The following is a 19,314-nucleotide window of genomic DNA, read 5'->3' on the forward strand; positions in this document are numbered from 1 at the left end:
CGAGCAGGCTCGCTCCCACAGGTTTTGCATCAATCTTGGGAGAGAAGGCTCGCCAATTCGTTTTGCCGCTGGCAACCCACCAACAGCCACAGCAAGATCCTGGCTTTGCGTGGACAGAGAAACCCGGCCATCACCGCGCCTCTGCGCGTCAGGTCTATCTCGCCGCCCTTGAAGCCATACGTCGAGTGCGCTGTGGAGCCGGAGCCGGTCCTCGTGGCAATGATGACGGGAATTTCCCTGGCGATTATTTCGATCCCCTCAGCCCAGTTCCCGGACACATGGCCCGCACCAAATCCCGCGATCACCAGCCCGTCGTAACCCAGCCCCAGGATGCTTTCCAGTAACAGACTGTCGGCGGACAGCGACGCTTCCAGCAGGGCAATCCTGTGCGTGGTCTGGATCGGCAATGGCAGGACGCTGCGCAGGGGCGGCGGTCTTAGATAGCGCACCCTGTCCTCCAGCAGCAGGCCCGCAGGACCGGTGCCCGGGGAAGAAAACGCCTGCACCGCCAACGAGTCGGTTTTGCGCACCGCGTTCGCCGAGTGGATCTGCCCGCTCATGACCACCTGAACGCCGCGTTGGCGGCTGCTTTCGGCCAGTGCCACGCGGCAAGCATCCAGCAAATTTGCCGGTCCATCTGCCCCCGCCTGGCTTGCGGAACGCATTGCGCCCGTCAAGACCAGTGGTTCATCGTGTTCCCACAGGTAGTCAAAAAACGTCGCGGTTTCTTCCAGCGTGTCGGTGCCTTGAATGATGACAACACCTGACGCGCCTTGCTTGATCTGGAAATTCGCCCAGGACAGCACGCTCAACAGGAATTCGAAATCCAGTGACGCACTGGGCAGCAGTCCGAGGGTTTCAATCGTCACCTCGGCGAGCAGGGTCAATTCCGGTACGGAGGCCAGCAGGGTTTCGCCACTGACCGTCGGGATAACGCCTTCGCCAACGTTCCCGGCTTGCATGCTCACGGTACCGCCAAGGGCCGCAATGGCCAGTTTGGGCAAGTCCATGTAATACCTCGCTTGGGTGGAAATGAAGTCGGCTGTACCCGTTCGAGGTACAGCCGAGTGGCGATCAGTCGTTTATCAGGAAACCGATAAACGGAATGATCAGCAGCGTACTGATGGCCATCGACAGCACATTACCGATGAAGCCATGCATGTCGGGCGGCAATCGCCTGGCAATGGCGCACGCCAGGGGCGGTGCGATCAAGGCCCCCAACAGCGCACTCATGACAATCACTGGCCAGCTGCCGCCGTACGTCAGAACCGCCGCCGGTACCACGGATACCAGCGGGACGTAGGTGGGGTACCAGCCGAGCGACATCCAGTGCCGACGCCAGATCACCACGCCCAGCGCCGAGGTCAGCGCCTGTGCGCCGATCAGCTGTGGCAGCAACGCCGAGCCGTACGCCGGACTCAGCGGGTTCAGCGTAAACGCCAACAGTGCGCCCGCTATCAAACCGAGGCTGGCCCATTCGTTGCCATAGAACGGCGCTTCGGAAAAGTCGGCCAGTACCCGGCGCACGCTCCAGAAGACACCATAGTCGGGTGCTTTTGTGGTGTCAGGCAAAGGGGCTGGCGGCAGACTGCAGGCAGCGGATTTCACCAGGCCTGGCAGGTAACGACAGAGTAAAAAGGCCAGCACGCTGGCGACCGCCATGCCCGAGACATTGCCGATCACCACCGGCAGGCCCAGCGGCTTGCAGACGTAGTTGACGATCAGCAAACACATCGGCGTGACGAGTACCGCGCCCATGATTGCGCCATTGATCGTGACCTTCCAGCCCCTGCCAAACATCAGCACCATCGCCGCCGGCAGTGACACAAATGCGGCGAACGTCGGTTGCCAGCTGTCGGCTGTCACCGTCCAGCCCCACAGCAGGTTGCTCAGCAACAGCCCAAGCAACGAACTGGTCACCAGCCACGGCCATAATCCGCTGCCGTAGCAGATGGCAAAGCCTTGCCAGGATTTTCCGGTGCGGTTCGCCCGGTAGGCCAGATAGGCGCCCGCCAACAACCCGATGGAAGCGAACTCGTGTTTGTAGAACGCCACCTCACTGATGTCTCCCAGCACCCAGCGCAACCACGCGTTCGGATCGGGGAGGCTTGAGACCAAGTGACTGTAATCAGGCCAGTCGGCGGCCCAGGCAGAGCGGTGGGTGAATGACAGCCAGAGGATCAGCGATGCCAAGCCGAGCATGAGCATAAGCGCCGTCAGGTCGAGTAGTGCGTGACGGTTTTGCGGGCGTTTTTCGATTGTCGATTCCATTGGTCATGGCCCCTTATCAGCGCGGCAGACAAGGGTGTCGGGTGTAACCGAGCATCTGATCGAAGAGGTCGGTTCGACGATCGCGATGCAGGTCATTCAGGTCATTCCAGATCGGTGCGCTGCGGGAACTGGTCAGGTCGATATCGGCGAACAGGATTTCCTGCTGGTCGGCGGACGCCACCGCGCCAATCGGCCAGCCATTGGTCCCCGCAATCAACGAACAACCCAGGTACCGGGCGCCTCGCTCTTCGCCGATGCGGCTGGCGGCGGCGATAAACACGTTGTTTACATGGGCGGCGGTCATCGTCAGGTACGACGCCATGCACTTGCCGGCCTCATCGAACAACGGTGGTGGGGTCCAGACCCAGTTGTTCAGGCTGCAAATGATGTCGGCGCCTTGCTGGCTGAGGATTCGCGGCACTTCCGGAAACCAGATGTCCCAGCAGATCAACAGGCCGATGCGGCCGATCGGAGTGTCGAAAACCGGGAAACCCAGGTCACCGGGGGTGAACCAGAGTTTCTCCAGGTTCCATAAATGCGCCTTTCGATACTTGCCGATAAACCCCTCAGGTCCCACCAGTACGCCGGTGTTAAACAGGCGCATGCCATCGCGTTCGGTCAAACCGGCGACGAGGTAAACCTTGTGTTTGCGGGCGAACTCCATCCACACCTGCACACTCGGCCCATCGGGAACCGCTTCCGCATGGGCGAAGGCATCCTGGCGACTGCTGAAGAAATATCCGGTGTTGGAAAGCTCAGGCAGGACGATCAGATTCGCCCCGCCGTTGACTGCTTCCAGCGCTAATTCCAGGCTGCAACGCAGGTTATCTGCACATTTTTCGGTGCCGACCTGAGGGTCGAATTGCACGACTGCTACACGAACAGGGCTTGTTGGATCGCTCATTGCCGATGACCTCTTTTTTATTGTTATTCACGCCGTTTAATTGCGTGTTTATTAAGAGTTGAAACGGCAGGCGGGCGTAAGTCGGCGGCTTCCGGTACGGCTGTAGTCCGTTTCCGAAGATGCAGGGGCGAGGTGTTTAATCGCCCTGCCAGGACGGCAGGGCAGCAGAGCCAATGCGTTGCTCGCAAGGCTCTGGGACGGGTGCTTGATCAGGTTTTCAGTTGGTAGTGCGGGTAGTCATTCAAGGAAAAACCGCCATTGAAGGTCGCGGCGGTTTTGGCGCAAAGATGAATGACGGCATCGACGGCTCCGCGAAAACAGGGCTCCGTCCAGCCTGCATCGACAGAAAATGATTCCCCGGACAAATACAGTCCGGAGAGGTGCGCGTAATCCCGGTTGTACTTCATCAGGCTCACGGCGTCGTAGTAGGTGCCGGGTCGGTATAACTTTGCACAACCCAGCGCATTTTTATCGGTGATCCAGCGTTGGACGACGGCCTGGTCAAGGTCAATGTACGGTGAGATTTTCTGCTGGATATTGGTGCAGTTCATCAAGATGCGATCCAGTTCGTTGGCGCAGCGGATGACCAGTTCCTGATCGCTGAATGCAGCGAGTTTGGTCGCATCGTCCTCCCAGGTGTAACTCAGGAGGATGCAGTCGTAGCGGTAGTGATCGTTGTAGCGGTAGGTGTAGACATCATGAATGAAACTGTCGGTGACGATGGCCTGCGGGATGCTGATGTTTTTTGAAAGGAAGGATTTTTCCAGCGGCGCATAGACCTTGCAACTGGTTTCCCAATGCGCGGTTTTATAGGCATTGATGATGTCGAAGGGCAGCATTTGCTCGGTGAAATTTTCCAGCTTGATGCGTGTTTCAATCAGCCAGGAGGGCAGGGTCAGGATGACTGAGTCGAAGTCTTCAAAGTGTTCCTGGGTATGCTCGGGCTGGCTGTGTTTCCAATTGAAATACACCCGGGTTTTCTGGTTGGTCAGTTTTTTAAGTCGGGTCACCGAAGAGTCCGTCGGCAGGCCGGTAGGGGTGTCGCGGCTGTGTTCGTAGACAGATTTTCCGGTTTCGGCGATCTTCATGAACATCAGGCATTCGTTCAACGCGGCGAGCCCGATGTAGCGGGGTCTGTCGAAACTCAACCCGGTTGAATCATGCACGGCTTCGCTGTGCAGGTAAGGCGAGGGCAGCGGATCGCCCTTTGCGTCCACCCGCCCATGAATCAGTTGCAGCTGGCTGCTGAAACCGAAGATCGCCGTGCGTAGCGGATAAAGGCAGCACACGTCGTAGAAGGCGCCCCAGCTGCCGTCGCCGATGCCGATCGCGTAGAAAATCGCAGACTCATCTGCGGACATTCCCAACCCGCCAAAGTCTCCCGGCGCGCGTTCATCCCAGGCTTCGAGGACCGGCATGCGCACCAGGTCGCGGAACGACACGCCCTCGTATCTTTCGACGATGGCAGCCCATATGGCCTCCCATGCCTCGCTGGCGTACACCTGCGCAACGTGCCGGGTCATGCGATCGGAAAAGGCTTTCCACTTGGCGTAAACCGTTTGCAGATCTTCGGCGGGAGGGGGCGTCAGGCCGTCGAGGTTTGTCCATATCAACATGTGTGGCGTCGAAGCGCCGCCCATGCGGCCCTCTCGCAGATAGATGCCGGTGGAGCGGACCCATTGGCTTCCCGGGTTGGGAAATTGCGAAAACGCAAGATCAAATGCCTGGGTGTAGTAGGCCATGAGCGATCGGCCTTGCGTCGGTGCCTCATTCGGCCGGTTGAAAAAGGGCATGCGCATGGCACCCATTTCAAACGGCGTATGACTTTCCTTGGCGTGTCGATTACCCGGTACGGTCAGGTGCCTGCCGCCAATGCGCCGGGATTGTTCGATCAGGGAGATATGTGTAAAACCGCAGCGATAGAGTTCTCGGGCGGCGGTCAGTCCAGTGACGCCGGCACCGATGATGCAAATCCGGTGATGCGGGTCAGTTGCCCTGGCGATGCCGTTTTCCTGTTCGATCAGGGCTCGATAGTCGAAGCACAAGTCTGGCGGGTTCGGGAAACGGGCCTTCCATTTGCTGTCCGCCGGGCGATGGGTGCGACTGTCATCTTTGGGGTCATGGGCGCGGTAGTCGTAGCTGGATCCGATAGTCACTGATGATCTTCCCTGAAGGTGATTGCAGGGAAGATGTTGCGGGTCCGAGCGATCAGCGCATAGCCGTCAAACTGGGCCCGCAGGTACTCTTCATTCGTTTTTTATCGTGGGAAAAGACCTGCGAGGCAGGTCTTTCAGTGCAGCAGGGAGTCGCTGTTGCTGAAGGCTACGCGGCTTGCTGAAACTGCTGCCGATACTGGTTGGGCGACAGTTCCGTGTGCTGGCGGAACAGCCGCGCAAAGAAGCTCGCATCGTCGTAACCGACCTCATAGCTGATGGTCTTGATGCTTTTGCGACTGCCGGACAGCAAGCCCTTGGCAGTTTCGATGCGCAGACGTTGCAGGTAGTGCAGCGGTTTGTCGCCGGTGGCCGTCTGGAAGCGGCGCATGAAGTTGCGGATGCTCATGCCATGTTCGCGCGCCACATCTTCGAAGCGGAACTTGTCAGCGAAGTGCTCTTCGAGCCAGTGCTGGATCTGCAGGATGATCACGTCCTGATGCAGCTTCTGCCCACCGAAACCGATGCGTCCCGGCGTATAGCTGCGCTGCACTTCATAGAGAATATCGCGGGCCACGGCCTGGGCCACGTTGGCGCCGCAGAAGCGCTCGATCAGGTAGATGTAGAGGTCGCACGCCGAGGTCGTGCCGCCTGCGCAGTACAGGTTATCGGCGTCGGTCAGGTGCTTGTCCTGATTCAGATGAACCCTTGGGAAACGCTCGGCAAACGCGTTGAAGAAGCGCCAGTAGGTGGTCGCTTCCTTGCCGTTGAGCAACCCGGCTTCGGCCAGCCAGAACACCCCCGTGGCCTCGGCGCATAGCACCGCGCCGCGCGCATGTTGCTGGCGCAACCAGGGCAGGATCTGTGGGTAACGTTGGCACAGGGTTTCGAAATCGTCCCAGAACGCCGGGAGAATAATGATATCGGCGTTATCCAGGCCGCCGTCCACCGGCATGATCACATCGCTGAAGCTGTTCACCGGTTTGCCGTCGGGGCTGACTACCCGGGTTTCGAACGCAGGCGTCAGGCCGTGACCCAGTTGTTTGCCGTAGCGCAGACTGGCCAGGTGGAAAAAATCCTTGGCTTGCATGAGGGTGAAAGCGAAAACCCGGTCGATAGCCAGGATGCTGACGCGCCGCAAGGGCGGGGAGACTTGGTTAGGCATAATTCAACTTTATTCTTATAGGGGAAAGTGGTCACCAGACGGCTGGATCGTCTTATTTTTTGTCTGATGTGTCCAGTGTCCTGTATCGGAAACGCGGCATAGTCTCTGATGGCCAATTCTTTCTAACAATAACGACAGGTGCCGCATGATCCCCAGAACCTTGTTCAGTCCCGAACACGAACTGTTCCGCGACAGCGTGCGAACGTTCCTCGAAAAAGAGGCCGTGCCGTTTCATGGGCAATGGGAAAAACAGGGCTATATCGACCGCCAGCTCTGGAACAAGGCGGGGGAGGCGGGGATGCTCTGTTCGCATCTGCCGGAAGAGTACGGCGGGCTCGGCGCCGACTTTCTCTACAGCGCGGTGGTGATCGAAGAGGTCGGTCGCCTCGGTCTTACCGGCATCGGGTTTTCCCTTCACTCGGACATCGTCGCGCCATACATCCTGCATTACGGCAGTGAAGCGCTGAAACACAAATACCTGCCAAAACTGGTGTCCGGCGAGATGGTCACCGCGATTGCCATGACCGAGCCGGGTGCCGGTTCCGATCTGCAAGGGGTGAAAACCACGGCGGTGCTCGATGGTGACGAGTACGTGATCAACGGTTCGAAAACCTTCATCACCAATGGTTATCTCGCGGACCTGGTGATTGTCGTGGCCAAGACCGATCCGAAGGCGGGCGCGAAGGGCACCAGTCTGTTTCTGGTCGAGGCCGACACGCCTGGTTTTGCCAAGGGCAAGCGTCTGGAAAAAGTCGGCATGAAGGCGCAGGACACCTCGGAGCTGTTCTTCCAGGACGTTCGCGTGCCCAAGGAAAACCTGCTGGGGCAGGCCGGAATGGGCTTCGCGTATCTGATGCAGGAGTTGCCGCAGGAGCGGTTGACCGTTGCAATCGGCGGGCTTGCGTCAGCGGAGGCCGCCTTGCAATGGACGCTGGAATACACCCGCGAACGCAAGGCGTTCGGCAAGGCGATTGCGGACTTTCAGAACACTCGCTTCAAACTGGCCGAGATGGCGACCGAAATTCAGATCGGCCGGGTGTTCGTCGATCGCTGCCTGGAATTGCACCTGCAAGGCAAGCTCGATGTGCCGACGGCGGCGATGGCCAAGTACTGGGGCACGGACCTGCAGTGCAAGGTGCTCGACGAGTGCGTGCAGTTGCATGGCGGTTATGGGTTCATGTGGGAATACCCGATCGCCCGGGCATGGGCGGATGCACGGGTGCAGCGGATCTATGCCGGCACCAATGAAATCATGAAGGAGATTATTGCGCGGTCGCTTTGAATCGTTTTGATGGCTGAAAAGATCGCAGCCTGCGGCAGCTCCTACGGGGGTACGCCAATCTCATGTAGGAGCTGCCGAAGGCTGCGATCTTTTCGAGATCACTGCAAATTACGGTGCCGGATTCGGGTGATCTTTATGGATCGCCTCAATCCCCGCCATCACTTCATCGGACAGTTTCAGCTCGAAGCTGGCAATGTTGCTGTCCAGCTGCTCAAGCGTCGTCGCGCCGATGATGTTGCTGGTGACGAACGGCTGCTGTGTCACGAACGCCAACGCCATTTGTGCCGGGTCCAGACCGTGTTCGCGGGCCAGCGCCACATAGCGGCTGCACGCCGCTTCCGACTGTGGATTGAAATAGCGACTGAAGCGGCTGTAAAGGCTCAGGCGACCTTTTGGCGGGCGCGCGCCACCTTCGTATTTGCCCGACAGGAAACCGAATGCCAGCGGCGAATAGGCGAGCAGGCCGCACTGTTCGCGAATGGCGATTTCCGCCAGGCCGATTTCGAAGCTGCGATTAAGCAGGTTGTACGGGTTTTGAATCGACACCGCGCGCGGCCAGCCACGGGCTTCGGCCAGCGCGAGGAAACGCATGGTGCCCCACGGCGTTTCGTTGGACAGGCCGATATGGCGGATCTTGCCGGCCTTGACCTGTTCGTCCAGTGCTTCGAGGGTGTCCTCCAGCGGTGTGAGGTTGGCTTCGGTCTGGTGTTTGTAACCCAGTTGGCCGAAGAAATTGGTGCTGCGTTCCGGCCAGTGCAACTGGTAGAGGTCGATGTAGTCGGTCTGCAGGCGTTTGAGGCTTGCGTCCACGGCTTCGGTGATGTGCTGGCGGTTGTGCCGCAGGTTTTTGTCGCGGATGTAGTCGATGGTGTTGCCGGGGCCGGCGATCTTGCTGGCCAGGATCCAGTCGGCACGATCACCGCGACTTTTGAAGTAATTGCCGATGTAACGCTCGGTGGTGGCGTAGGTGTCGGCCTTGGGCGGCACCGGGTACATTTCGGCGGTGTCGATGAAATTGATCCCGGCGCCTTTGGCCCGTTCGATCTGCGCGAAGGCTTCAGCCTCGCTGTTTTGCTCGCCCCAGGTCATGGTTCCGAGACAGATTGCACTCACGTTCAGATTGGTTCGGCCTAGCTGGCGATAGTCCATCGGGTGCTCCTCTGGCAAAACAATCATAAAAGCAGGTTGAAATATTTTTCGCAATCTGCATAATTACGCACCTCTTTCTGCAGTGGAAGTGATGCGCCGCCGCCGAAGAATCTTGCCGTTGAACGGACGCGCCGACCCGAGCCCCCGAAAGCGTCTGTATCCGGCTGCCTTTGACTTGTCAAAGTACGCACTATTCAGTAAGATCCGCCGTCTAATTTACAGGGCGGCCCCTGAGGCTATAAAGAATGAAAACTTTTACTGCTAAACCGGAAACAGTACAGCGCGACTGGTTTGTCGTCGACGCTGCAGGTCAGACCCTGGGTCGTCTGGCCACCGAAATCGCGAGCCGTCTGCGTGGCAAGCATAAAGCTGAGTACACTCCTCACGTTGACACCGGCGATTACATCGTCGTTATCAATGCCGAGCAGATTCGTGTAACCGGTGCTAAAACCACCGACAAAATCTACTACTCCCACTCCGGTTTCCCGGGCGGCATCAAGTCGATCAACTTCGAGAAGCTGATCGCTAAAGCCCCTGAGCGCGTGATCGAGACCGCGGTCAAAGGCATGCTGCCTAAGAACCCGCTGGGTCGCGACATGTATCGTAAGCTGAAAGTCTATGCGGGCGCTGTACACCCTCATACTGCTCAGCAGCCCCAAGAACTGAAGTTTTAACGGAATAGTTCATTATGTCGGCGACTCAAAATTACGGCACTGGCCGTCGCAAGACCGCAACCGCACGCGTTTTCCTGCGTCCGGGTACTGGTAACATCTCCATCAACAACCGTTCGCTGGATAATTTCTTCGGCCGCGAAACTGCCCGCATGGTAGTTCGTCAGCCGCTGGAATTGACTGAGACTGTCGAGAAGTTCGACATCTACGTCACCGTGATCGGCGGTGGTGTAAGTGGTCAAGCTGGCGCAATCCGCCACGGTATCACTCGCGCACTGATGCAGTACGACGAAACCCTGCGTGGCGCTCTGCGCAAAGCTGGCTTCGTTACTCGCGATGCTCGTGAAGTTGAACGTAAGAAAGTCGGTCTGCGTAAAGCGCGTAAGCGTCCGCAGTACTCGAAGCGTTAATTCGCTTTCACGTTCAAAAAGAACGCCCAGTTTCCTCACGGAGCTGGGCGTTTTTTTATGGGCGCAATTTATCGAAGAATTGCTCTGTGACAACTTGCCACAGCCGCAGAGCCCCTATACTGCAAGGCTTGGCAAAGGAGCCCCTCGGTAATTACCTTGTCAGAATTGGGGCTTTTCATTACCATTCGGCAAAATTTTTATAAGTACATAGTTTTACTTAGTAGATGCCTGATTTAACAGGCCACAAAGCTGATGGGAGAGGACTGAATGAGCAATGACGGCGTGAATGCAGGCCGGCGTCGCTTCTTGGTAGCAGCCACATCCGTGGTGGGTGCTGCAGGAGCGGTGGGGGCTGCGGTCCCGTTCGTGGGGTCATGGTTTCCCAGTGCCAAGGCGAAAGCTGCAGGTGCACCGGTGAAAGTGAATGTCAGCAAGATCGAGCCAGGCCAGCAGATGATTGCTGAGTGGCGCGGTCAGCCGGTATTCATCGTTCGCCGTACCGCGGAAATCCTGGGGAATCTGAAAAAGATCGAGGGCCAGTTGTCTGACCCGACCTCCAAGAACTCGACACAACCGACTTATGTCGACCCGGAAACGCGTTCGATCAAGCCAGAGGTTCTGCTGCTGATCGGTATCTGCACACACCTGGGTTGCTCGCCGACCTTCCGTCCTGAAGTGGCACCTGCTGATCTGGGCAAGGACTGGGTCGGCGGATATTTCTGCCCGTGCCACGGTTCCCACTACGATCTGGCTGGCCGCGTCTACAAGTCGCAACCTGCGCCTTTGAACCTGCCAGTTCCCCCGCATTCCTATGAGACCGATGAGATTATTGTCATTGGCGTCGATACGGAGAAAGCGTGATGAGCAAGTTCATGGATTGGGTTGATGCGCGCTTTCCCGCGACCAAAATGTGGGAAGACCATCTCAGCAAGTACTACGCCCCGAAGAACTTCAACTTCTTCTACTTCTTTGGCTCCCTGGCGCTGCTCGTTCTGGTCAACCAGATCGTTACCGGTGTCTGGCTGACCATGAGCTACACCCCGTCGGCGGAAGAGGCATTTGCCTCCGTCGAATACATCATGCGCGACGTCGAGTACGGCTCCATCCTGCGTCTGTTGCACGCAGTCGGCGCTTCGATGTTCTTCATCGTGGTGTATCTGCACATGTTCCGTGGCTTGCTTTACGGTTCGTACCAGAAGCCGCGTGAGCTGGTATGGGTCTTCGGCATGCTGATCTACCTGGCGCTGATGGCCGAGGCCTTCATGGGCTACCTGCTGCCATGGGGTCAGATGTCGTACTGGGGCGCCCAGGTGATCATCTCGCTGTTCGGTGCGATCCCGGTTATCGGTAACGACCTGACCCAGTGGATCCGTGGTGACTACCTGATTTCCGGTATTACCCTGAACCGCTTCTTCGCGTTACATGTCGTGGCCTTGCCGATCGTGATCCTCGGTCTGGTGGTGCTGCACGTCCTGGCGCTGCACGAAGTCGGCTCGAACAACCCGGACGGCGTGGACATCAAGAAACACAAAGACGAAAACGGCGTACCGCTGGACGGCATTGCCTTCCACCCGTACTACACCGTGAAAGATATCGTCGGCGTGGTGGTGTTCCTGTTCATCTTCTGCTCGATCGTGTTCTTCTTCCCGGAGATGGGCGGCTACTTCCTCGAGAAGCCGAACTTTGAAGTGGCGAACGCCTTCAAGACCCCAGAGCACATCGCTCCGGTCTGGTACTTCACGCCGTTCTACGCGATTCTGCGGGCGGTTCCGGACAAGCTCCTCGGCGTTATCGCCATGGGCGCAGCCATTGCCGTGCTGTTCGTACTGCCATGGCTTGACCGCAGCCCGGTCAAGTCGATGCGCTACAAAGGCTGGCTGAGCAAAATCTGGCTGGTGGTGTTCTGCGTCTCGTTCGTGATCCTCGGCATTCTGGGTGTTTTGGCCCCGACGCCAGGCCGTACGCTGCTGTCGCAGGTGTGCACCTTCCTGTACTTCGCCTACTTCATTCTGATGCCGTTCTACACCAGGCTCGAGAAGACCAAACCGGTTCCGGAAAGGGTGACTGGCTGATGAAAAAGCTATTTGCTGTACTGATTCTTGCTGCTCTGCCTGTATTGTCCTTCGCGGCTGAACACGGTGGTCCCGAGTTGGAAAAAGTCGACATCGACGTTTCCGACAAGGCTGCAATGCAAGATGGCGCGCGTACGTTCGCCAACTATTGCATGGGCTGCCACAGCGCCAAGTTCCAGCGCTACGAGCGTGTCGCCGATGATCTGGAGATTCCTCACGATCTGATGCTCTCGAAGCTGGTGTTCACCGGCGCCAAGATCGGCGACCACATGAGCATCGGCATGCAGCCGGCAGACGCCAAGACCTGGTTCGGCGCTGCGCCGCCGGACCTGACCCTGGTGGCTCGTGTGCGTGGTACTGACTGGCTCTACGGTTACCTGAAGTCGTTCTACGAAGACCCGTCGCGCCCTTGGGGTGTGAACAACAAGGTCTTCCCGAACGTCGGCATGCCTAACGTCCTGGTCGGCCTGCAAGGTCGTCAGGTTGTCGGTTGCAAACAGGTGCAGATCGTCGAAGACGGCAAGAAGCAATATGATCCGCTGACCGGTACCGCGCTGACTCATGAAGCGTGCGATCAGTTGACCATCGTGCCGAAGACCGGTGCCCTGACCGAAGAGCAGTTCGATGAGAAGGTCAAGAATCTGGTAACCTTCCTCGCTTACTCGGCTAACCCGGTTAAGCTGCAACATCAGCGCATTGGTACCTACGTCTTGCTGTACCTGGCGTTCTTCTTCGTATTCGCCTACTTGCTCAAGCGCGAATACTGGAAAGATGTGCACTGATAACGTTTCAAGCAATTGCTGTTAATCGCGCGCGCCCAAGGGCGCCTCTGAAGGTGTAACGAGTCTGGTGATCCAGGCGTTACGGGAGGCGCCCTCTGGGCGCGCTCGTTTTTCCGCTTCCGATAATTTCAACAAGCGAGGAGGACCGCCATGGGCGTGACCAATCGGTTGGCCTGTTACTCCGACCCCGCCGACCACTATTCCCACCGAGTGCGTATCGTACTTGCAGAGAAGGGTGTCAGCGCCGAGATCATTTACGTGGAAGCTGGTCGCCAGCCGCCTAAACTGATTGAAGTGAACCCTTACGGAAGCCTGCCTACCCTGGTCGATCGTGACCTGGCGTTGTGGGAGTCGACCGTGGTGATGGAATATCTGGATGAGCGTTACCCGCATCCGCCTTTGCTGCCGGTTTATCCAGTGGCGCGTGCCAACAGCCGTTTGCTGATTCATCGTATACAGCGTGACTGGTGCGGTCTGGTGGATCTGATCCTGGATCCGAAGGCCAAGGAAGCCGCCCGTGTCGTGGCTCGTAAAGAGCTGCGCGAAAGCCTGACCGGTGTGTCGCCGTTGTTTGCCGACAAGCCGTTTTTCCTCAGTGAGGAACAAAGTCTGGTGGATTGCTGCCTATTACCAATACTCTGGCGCTTGCCGATTCTGGGTATTGAACTGCCACGGCCTGCCAAGCCGTTGCTTGATTATATGGAGCGCTCGTTTGCGCGTGAGGCTTTCCAGGCGAGTCTGTCTGGTGTCGAACGCGATATGCGCTAAGGCTTAAGGAGCCGCTATGAACTCCAGTCGACCTTATCTGGTCCGCGCGCTCTATGAGTGGATTGTTGATAACGATTGCACCCCGCACATGCTGGTCAATTCCGAATATCCGTCGGTGCAGGTGCCACAAGGTTTCGCCAGTGACGGACAAATTGTCCTGAACGTATCGCCGGCCGCCGTGCGTCATTTGCACATGGACAACGAAGCGGTCAGCTTCGAGGGGCGCTTCGGTGGCGTGCCTCACACTCTGTACGTGCCTATCGCATCGATCCTGGGCATTTACGCCCGGGAGAATGGTCAGGGCATGGTGTTCGACCTGGAATCGCCTATGGAAGACGAGGACGAGATCGAGCCGGATGATGAGATTCCGCCACCTGACAGCGAGCCGCCGCGTCCAAGCGGTCGACCCAGTTTGAAAGTGGTGAAGTAATAAAAAAGGCGATCCGGATGGATCGCCTTTTTTATTACCTCACCACTATCAAACACGTAGGAGCTGCCGAAGGCTGCGATCTTTTGACCTTGTCTTTTAAAATCGAAAGATCAAAAGATCGCAACCTGCGGCAGCTCCTGCGGGGTGAATGTCAGTCAATGTACTCAAACAGCTTCACAATCTTTTGCACGCCGGAGACGCCCTGCACCAGATTGGTCGCCTGCGCCGCTTCCTGCTTGGTCAGCAGGCCCAGCAAATAGACGATGCCGTTCTCGGTGACCACCTTGATGCGCGAACCCGGGATGTTTGGGTCGGTGAGCATCTGGGTCTTGATCTTGGAGGTCAGCCACGTGTCATTCTGGCGGGCGATGAAGCCGGAAGGCGGCAGCACCTGCAATTCGTTGTGAACCTTCTTCACGCGCTGGACCGCGGCGGCAGCCTGTTCGGCCTTGGCCTTGAGGTCGGCACGTGGCGTCTGACCGGCGAGTAGCACAACGCCGTTAAAGCTGGTGACGACGATGTGCGAGTCGTTGTCCAGGGCCGGATCGGCCTTGGCGACGTTAACGCCGACCTTGGTGTCGATCAGGGAGTCGTCGATCTTGCTGCCGAAGGTGCGGGTGCCGCGATCATCTTCAATCGGCGCCTCACGGCTGGCGTTAACCACCGAGGTGCAGCCGCTGATGCCGAGGCACAGGGTCAAGGCCAGAAGGCCTAGGCGATTAGGGGTCATTCTTCACTCCCGAACAGTTGGCTGTCGATCAAATCGCAAAGGCAATGGATCGCCAGCAGGTGGACTTCCTGAATACGTGCGGTGACGTTGGCCGGTACGCGAATCTCGACGTCCTCGGGCAATAGCAGCGACGCCATGCCGCCGCCGTCGCGACCAGTCATTGCTACGACAATCATTTCGCGATCATGTGCGGCCAGGATCGCTTGAATTATGTTTGCCGAGTTGCCGCTGGTGGAAATGGCCAGCAAGACATCGCCCGGCTGGCCAAGGGCGCGGATCTGCTTTGAGAAGATTTCGTTGTAGCTGTAGTCATTGGCAATCGAGGTGATCGTCGAGCTGTCGGTGGTCAGCGCAATGGCTGGCAGGCTCGGGCGCTCGCGCTCGAAGCGGTTGAGCAGCTCGGACGAGAAATGCTGGGCATCGCCGGCTGAACCGCCGTTGCCGCAAGAAAGCATTTTGCCCTCGTTGAGCAGGGCGTTGACCATGACCTGGCTGGCTTGCTCGATGTGCGGTGCAAGTACGTCCATCGCCATTTGCTTGGTGTCGATACTGGCCTGGAAAAGCTGGCGAATTCGGGATTGCATGTCCATCTGTGTGACCTTAATTAGCGCGGCTACTCGGCACATGAATGTGCAGCCCGCAAAGCAAAGAGCAAAATTGTTGGGTGAAAGTGTCCGGTTCGAGGCGCACGCGATCAGCTGTCGAAGGCATTCTGCAGCCAGTTCAACTGATCGAGGCTGCTGTCGATGGCAACCACGTCGAAACGGCAGGGGGAATTGGCCCAACGCGACTCGCGCTGAAGAAAATACTGCGCGGCAAAAATCAGTTTCTGCCGTTTGCGCTCATCAATGCTATCGAGCGCGCCACCCCATTGAGTGTTTTTTCTGTAGCGAACTTCAACGAATACTACTGTATCGCCATCAAGCATGACCAGATCAAGCTCGCCGCGTTTACACAACCAGTTCTGCGCCAGCAGGCGCAGACCTTGTTGTTGCAGATGCTCGAGCGCATGGCGCTCGGCATCCTGACCGCTTTGCTTGCGTGACCTGTCGGGCATCAGCGCGCGGTATCCGGCAGGCGTTGAACCTGACCGTTGACGAACTGTGCCCATGGCAACTGACGCACGACGCGTTGGTTCTGAGTCATGCCCAGGCTGCCCGATTGACCTTCGATGCGGCTGTCCGGCAAGGCTTTGAGCTGACCCAGGCGCGGCGCCAGACGATAGGCATCGACACCCATCGCATACAGGCGACCCAGGCTACCACCGGCTTGCGGCCATTGTGCGGTGACTTGCTTGCGCAATGGATCGTTGGCGTCCAGCAACCATGGCGTTTCGCAGAAGCGCACGCCGTTCATGTCGTTGTACTGGTTCACATCGCCGCTGGCGCTGAACACGTGGGAAGTGGCGTAAACCGGCACGTCACCTGCGTATTGGAAGTTCAGGGTCGGTTTGATCTGCTGGGCTTGTTGAGGCGTAGCGGCCAGGAAGATGAACTCAATGTCCTGACGACGTGAAGGCTGGGCCGCTACTTGCGAGCCCACGGTGCTTTGCAGGCTCTTGGCGCGGCCTTCGCTCTGACGCAGCTGGAACATGTCGGCAATCTGCTGGGCCAGTTGCACCGGCTGATCAACGCGCTCGGTCGCCACGATGCTGCCGCCGTTCGCTTGCCAGTCCTGGCTGAACGCCCGGAGTACGCGGTCGCCCCATTCGCCTTTTGGCACCATGATGGCGGCGCGATGCAGGCCGTCGGCGCGAGCGCGACGGGACACTTCGCGGGCTTCGTCTTCAGCGGCGAGACCAAACTGGAACAGCTGCGCCGGACCTTGTTCGCCTTCACTGTAATTGAGCGCCAGGGTCGTGATCGGCAGTTGCGGGCGCGTACTGAGCTGTTTGACCAGCGGCTTTTCCAGTGGGCCGACCACCAGTTGCACGCCATCGGCCTGCGCCTTGCGATAGAACTCGTCGAGAGAGGTCAGGCGCGAGCTGTCGTAGAACTCGATGGCCGGCGGCTTCTGACCCGCTTGCTGAGCCTGGTAGTGAGCGGCCATGAAACCTTCGCGAAGCGCCTTGCCGACCGAGGCCAGCGGACCGTCTTGCGGCAGCAGCAGGGCGATCTTGCCAAGGGGCTGGCTGGCCAGTTCCTTGAGATTGGTCAGCGGCAGCGGCAACTGAAGGGCGGCCGGGTGTTTAGGGTTCTGGGCGCGCCAGTTGTCGATGGCGGCTTGTTGCTGCTCCAGGGTGCCAGCCGTTTTCACCGCGAGCGCCAAGCTCATCCAGCCACCGAGGTCATCGGTGGAGGTAGGCTGCAATTGATCGGTCGGCAACGACGCGATCAGGGTCCAGATCGCTTCGTGGTTTTTGCTGGCCGCTTCACCGCTTAGCATTGGCGCGATGAAAATGCGCTCCCGTGCCGCTGCAAGCGTCTGGCCATCGGCTTCAAGAGCGCGGGCGTGCACGGTGCCGGTGCGAACCTGTTGCTCCACCGGCAGTTCGCTCAGGCGTTGCAGGCTCGGATGGCTCAAGGCCGTCAGCGCCGCTTTCGGCTGATTACGCACCATGGCCAGTTCGGCCGCCAGGGTGCTGGCGAATACCTGTTGGCCGGGCTTGAGTTGTTCGACCGGGACTTGCTGGAGGATTTGCGCGGACTGGCCGGCATTCCCCTGACGATAAGCCAGGTCCGCCGCACTCAGGCGAAGCAGTGCAGCTTCTTCCGGTGTTTTGCTCTTGGCGGCCTGATCAAGCAGTTGCTCGATACTGGCATCCGGGGTCCGTGGAAGTTCGCCAAGGCTGGAGGAGGGCGAGCTGGCGCAAGCCGCCAGCAAGGCAGCGAGGCAGAGGGCAGTGAACAGCCGCAGGCAAGCGATCATGTAGTGTTCCTGATACTCGATCAAATTAGCGTGGAATTGTACCCAAGCACTGGCCGGGGCGCGATGTTACTGGCGTGAATCGATCAATTTAGCTCGTGTAAATGTTGCAGCGCTCCACCTGAGGCTGAAAAATCCGCACTTGCCTGCGCGTATCGCAGACGTCGCTACGCGCTACAATGGCGGCTTTTACCGACCATGAGGTGTGCGCTTTGACTGCTCCAGGTGCTTTGAATTCCGCTGCTGGCTCGCTTTATGTGGTGGCGACGCCCATCGGCAACCTGGACGACATCAGTGCGCGCGCGCTGAAGATCCTGCGTGAAGTGGCGTTGATTGCCGCCGAAGACACCCGCCACTCCCAGCGGTTGATGCAGCACTTCGGCATTCCCACGCCGCTGGCGGCTTGCCATGAACACAACGAGCGCGATGAAGGTAGCCGCTTTATTACCCGGCTGCTCGCCGGCGACGATGTCGCGCTGATCTCCGATGCGGGGACGCCGCTGATTTCCGATCCGGGTTATCACCTGGTGCGTCAGGCTCGCGCTGCCGGGATCAATGTGGTGCCGGTGCCGGGGGCTTGCGCCTTGATCGCCGCATTGTCGGCGGCGGGTTTGCCGTCCGACCGGTTTATCTTCGAAGGCTTTCTGCCGGCGAAGGCTGTCGGGCGGCGTGCTCGTCTGGAGCTGGTTAAGGAAGAGCCGCGCACGCTGATCTTCTATGAAGCACCGCACCGCATCCTTGAATGCCTGCAAGACATGGAATTGGTGTTCGGGGGTGAGCGCCCGGCGCTGCTGGCCCGTGAAATCACCAAGACCTTTGAAACCCTCAAGGGGTTGCCGTTGGCCGAACTGCGCGAGTTCGTCGAGTCGGACAGCAATCAGCAACGCGGCGAATGCGTGGTGTTGGTCGCGGGGTGGTCCGCCCCCGAAACCGAAGACGCGGTCAGCAGTGAAGCCATGCGCATCCTCAATCTGTTGCTCGAAGAGATGCCGCTCAAACGCGCCGCGGCATTGGCGGCGCAAATTACCGGCGAGCGCAAGAATGTGCTGTATCAAGTCGCGCTGGATCAGCAGAAAGGCGAGTAAAACCCGACGTGCAGGAGTGCCGCAAGGCGATTGGCGCTTGTTCTTCCGCCGCTCTGCCGTTAACCTTCGCGGCGGAGAGTCGATCGGACAGTCGCTGCCCTCTATGAAAATTAGGGGGGGGAGGAAAGTCCGGGCTCCATAGGGCGAAGTGCCAGGTAATGCCTGGGAGGCGTGAGCCTACGGAAAGTGCCACAGAAAATAACCGCCTAAGCGCTTCGGCGCCGGTAAGGGTGAAAAGGTGCGGTAAGAGCGCACCGCACGTCTGGCAACAGTTCGTGGCTAGGTAAACCCCACTTGGAGCAAGACCAAATAGGGTCCCAAGGCGTGGCCCGCGCTGGGACCGGGTAGGTTGCTAAAGATGTCCAGTGATGGCCATCGTAGACGAATGACTGTTCAAGACAGAACCCGGCTTACAGATCGACTCTCCACCTTTTTCTCCCCTCTGCCTGAATCATCGGGCAGGGTGTTGTAATAGCGAATCTCCCCCTTCCAGAAACATCAGCAGAAGCCCTTTCGTAAGACCAAAAAAATCTTACTCTTAACAAACTACTTTAACTTCCGAGCGCAGCCATCAGTG

At 58.4% G+C, this 19,314-nt stretch carries 19 protein-coding genes and 1 other RNA gene; 10 read left to right on the forward strand and 10 right to left on the reverse strand.

The window, feature by feature from the left end:
* Positions 1-29 precede the first annotated feature (29 nt).
* From F8N62_RS28575 to F8N62_RS28595, 5 genes are all read right to left on the reverse strand, one after another.
* Positions 30-1,010: an asparaginase gene (locus F8N62_RS28575; RefSeq protein ID WP_150713824.1), complete on the reverse strand. Its 981-nt coding sequence runs from the start codon at positions 1,008-1,010 to the stop codon at positions 30-32.
* A 64-nt stretch (positions 1,011-1,074) separates the two neighbouring features.
* Positions 1,075-2,271 carry a hypothetical protein gene (locus F8N62_RS28580; RefSeq protein WP_150713825.1) on the reverse strand — a complete coding sequence of 399 codons (1,197 nt, stop codon included), beginning with the start codon at positions 2,269-2,271 and terminating at the stop codon, positions 1,075-1,077.
* Positions 2,272-2,287: 16 nt separating this feature from the next.
* Positions 2,288-3,175, reverse strand: a complete 888-nt coding sequence (locus tag F8N62_RS28585; RefSeq protein ID WP_150713826.1) for a nitrilase family protein — start codon at positions 3,173-3,175, stop codon at positions 2,288-2,290.
* Between the two features lie 209 nt (positions 3,176-3,384).
* Positions 3,385-5,331 (reverse strand): NAD(P)/FAD-dependent oxidoreductase, encoded by a 1,947-nt coding sequence (locus tag F8N62_RS28590; protein ID WP_150713827.1) that lies wholly within the window; start codon positions 5,329-5,331, stop codon positions 3,385-3,387.
* Between the two features lie 166 nt (positions 5,332-5,497).
* Positions 5,498-6,394 carry a GlxA family transcriptional regulator gene (locus F8N62_RS28595; protein WP_191632462.1) on the reverse strand — a complete coding sequence of 299 codons (897 nt, stop codon included), beginning with the start codon at positions 6,392-6,394 and terminating at the stop codon, positions 5,498-5,500.
* Between the two features lie 244 nt (positions 6,395-6,638).
* Between F8N62_RS28595 and F8N62_RS28600 the strand changes: the two genes are divergently transcribed.
* On the forward strand, positions 6,639-7,775 hold the full coding sequence (locus F8N62_RS28600) for an acyl-CoA dehydrogenase family protein (protein WP_150713829.1): 1,137 nt from the start codon (positions 6,639-6,641) through the stop codon (positions 7,773-7,775).
* Positions 7,776-7,883: 108 nt separating this feature from the next.
* Here the strand turns inward: F8N62_RS28600 and F8N62_RS28605 are convergent, their stop codons facing one another.
* Positions 7,884-8,924 carry an NADP(H)-dependent aldo-keto reductase gene (locus F8N62_RS28605; RefSeq protein ID WP_150713830.1) on the reverse strand — a complete coding sequence of 347 codons (1,041 nt, stop codon included), beginning with the start codon at positions 8,922-8,924 and terminating at the stop codon, positions 7,884-7,886.
* Between the two features lie 245 nt (positions 8,925-9,169).
* On the opposite strand from F8N62_RS28605, the gene rplM reads away from it, so the two are divergent.
* The 7 genes from rplM to F8N62_RS28640 all read left to right on the forward strand — a co-directional run bounded on the left by rplM (position 9,170) and on the right by F8N62_RS28640 (position 14,057).
* Positions 9,170-9,598: a 50S ribosomal protein L13 gene (gene rplM, locus F8N62_RS28610; protein WP_007905295.1), complete on the forward strand. Its 429-nt coding sequence runs from the start codon at positions 9,170-9,172 to the stop codon at positions 9,596-9,598.
* 14 nt (positions 9,599-9,612) lie between these two features.
* Positions 9,613-10,005 (forward strand): 30S ribosomal protein S9, encoded by a 393-nt coding sequence (gene rpsI / locus F8N62_RS28615; RefSeq protein ID WP_002555064.1) that lies wholly within the window; start codon positions 9,613-9,615, stop codon positions 10,003-10,005.
* A 267-nt stretch (positions 10,006-10,272) separates the two neighbouring features.
* Positions 10,273-10,866 (forward strand): ubiquinol-cytochrome c reductase iron-sulfur subunit, encoded by a 594-nt coding sequence (petA, locus tag F8N62_RS28620; protein WP_054045584.1) that lies wholly within the window; start codon positions 10,273-10,275, stop codon positions 10,864-10,866.
* Positions 10,866-12,077, forward strand: coding sequence for a cytochrome b (locus F8N62_RS28625; protein WP_138964339.1), 1,212 nt, complete (start codon positions 10,866-10,868; stop codon positions 12,075-12,077). The genes petA and F8N62_RS28625 overlap by 1 nt, the downstream gene beginning before the upstream one ends.
* Positions 12,077-12,859, forward strand: coding sequence for a cytochrome c1 (locus F8N62_RS28630; protein WP_150713831.1), 783 nt, complete (start codon positions 12,077-12,079; stop codon positions 12,857-12,859). The genes F8N62_RS28625 and F8N62_RS28630 overlap by 1 nt, the downstream gene beginning before the upstream one ends.
* Before the next feature lie 150 nt (positions 12,860-13,009).
* A complete protein-coding gene (locus F8N62_RS28635; RefSeq protein ID WP_150713832.1) occupies positions 13,010-13,627 on the forward strand; it encodes a glutathione S-transferase N-terminal domain-containing protein in 618 nt (205 codons plus the stop codon).
* A gap of 16 nt (positions 13,628-13,643) precedes the next feature.
* Positions 13,644-14,057 (forward strand): ClpXP protease specificity-enhancing factor, encoded by a 414-nt coding sequence (locus F8N62_RS28640; RefSeq protein ID WP_150713833.1) that lies wholly within the window; start codon positions 13,644-13,646, stop codon positions 14,055-14,057.
* Between the two features lie 151 nt (positions 14,058-14,208).
* Here F8N62_RS28640 and F8N62_RS28645 read toward each other — a convergent pair whose 3' ends face one another.
* The 4 genes from F8N62_RS28645 to F8N62_RS28660 form a co-directional block, all read right to left on the reverse strand.
* The gene (locus F8N62_RS28645) at positions 14,209-14,787 is read right to left on the reverse strand and encodes a BON domain-containing protein (RefSeq protein WP_150713834.1); all 579 of its coding nucleotides are present in this window, start codon (positions 14,785-14,787) and stop codon (positions 14,209-14,211) included.
* Positions 14,784-15,377 carry a phosphoheptose isomerase gene (locus F8N62_RS28650; RefSeq protein ID WP_150713835.1) on the reverse strand — a complete coding sequence of 198 codons (594 nt, stop codon included), beginning with the start codon at positions 15,375-15,377 and terminating at the stop codon, positions 14,784-14,786. The genes F8N62_RS28645 and F8N62_RS28650 overlap by 4 nt, the downstream gene beginning before the upstream one ends.
* Positions 15,378-15,481: 104 nt before the next feature.
* A complete protein-coding gene (locus tag F8N62_RS28655) occupies positions 15,482-15,844 on the reverse strand; it encodes a YraN family protein (RefSeq protein WP_150713836.1) in 363 nt (120 codons plus the stop codon).
* Positions 15,844-17,655, reverse strand: a complete 1,812-nt coding sequence (locus F8N62_RS28660) for a penicillin-binding protein activator (protein WP_150713837.1) — start codon at positions 17,653-17,655, stop codon at positions 15,844-15,846. Before F8N62_RS28660 ends, F8N62_RS28655 begins: the two co-directional genes overlap by 1 nt.
* Positions 17,656-17,831: 176 nt before the next feature.
* Here F8N62_RS28660 and rsmI point away from each other — a divergent pair, with 176 nt between their 5' ends.
* The gene (gene rsmI, locus F8N62_RS28665) at positions 17,832-18,737 is read left to right on the forward strand and encodes a 16S rRNA (cytidine(1402)-2'-O)-methyltransferase (RefSeq protein ID WP_191632460.1); all 906 of its coding nucleotides are present in this window, start codon (positions 17,832-17,834) and stop codon (positions 18,735-18,737) included.
* Between the two features lie 75 nt (positions 18,738-18,812).
* An RNA gene (rnpB, locus tag F8N62_RS28670) (RNase P RNA component class A) lies at positions 18,813-19,166 on the forward strand.
* The last annotated feature ends 148 nt before the right edge of the window (positions 19,167-19,314 follow it).

The organism is Pseudomonas fluorescens, from assembly GCF_902497785.1.
GTDB lineage: Bacteria > Pseudomonadota > Gammaproteobacteria > Pseudomonadales > Pseudomonadaceae > Aquipseudomonas > Aquipseudomonas fluorescens_BO.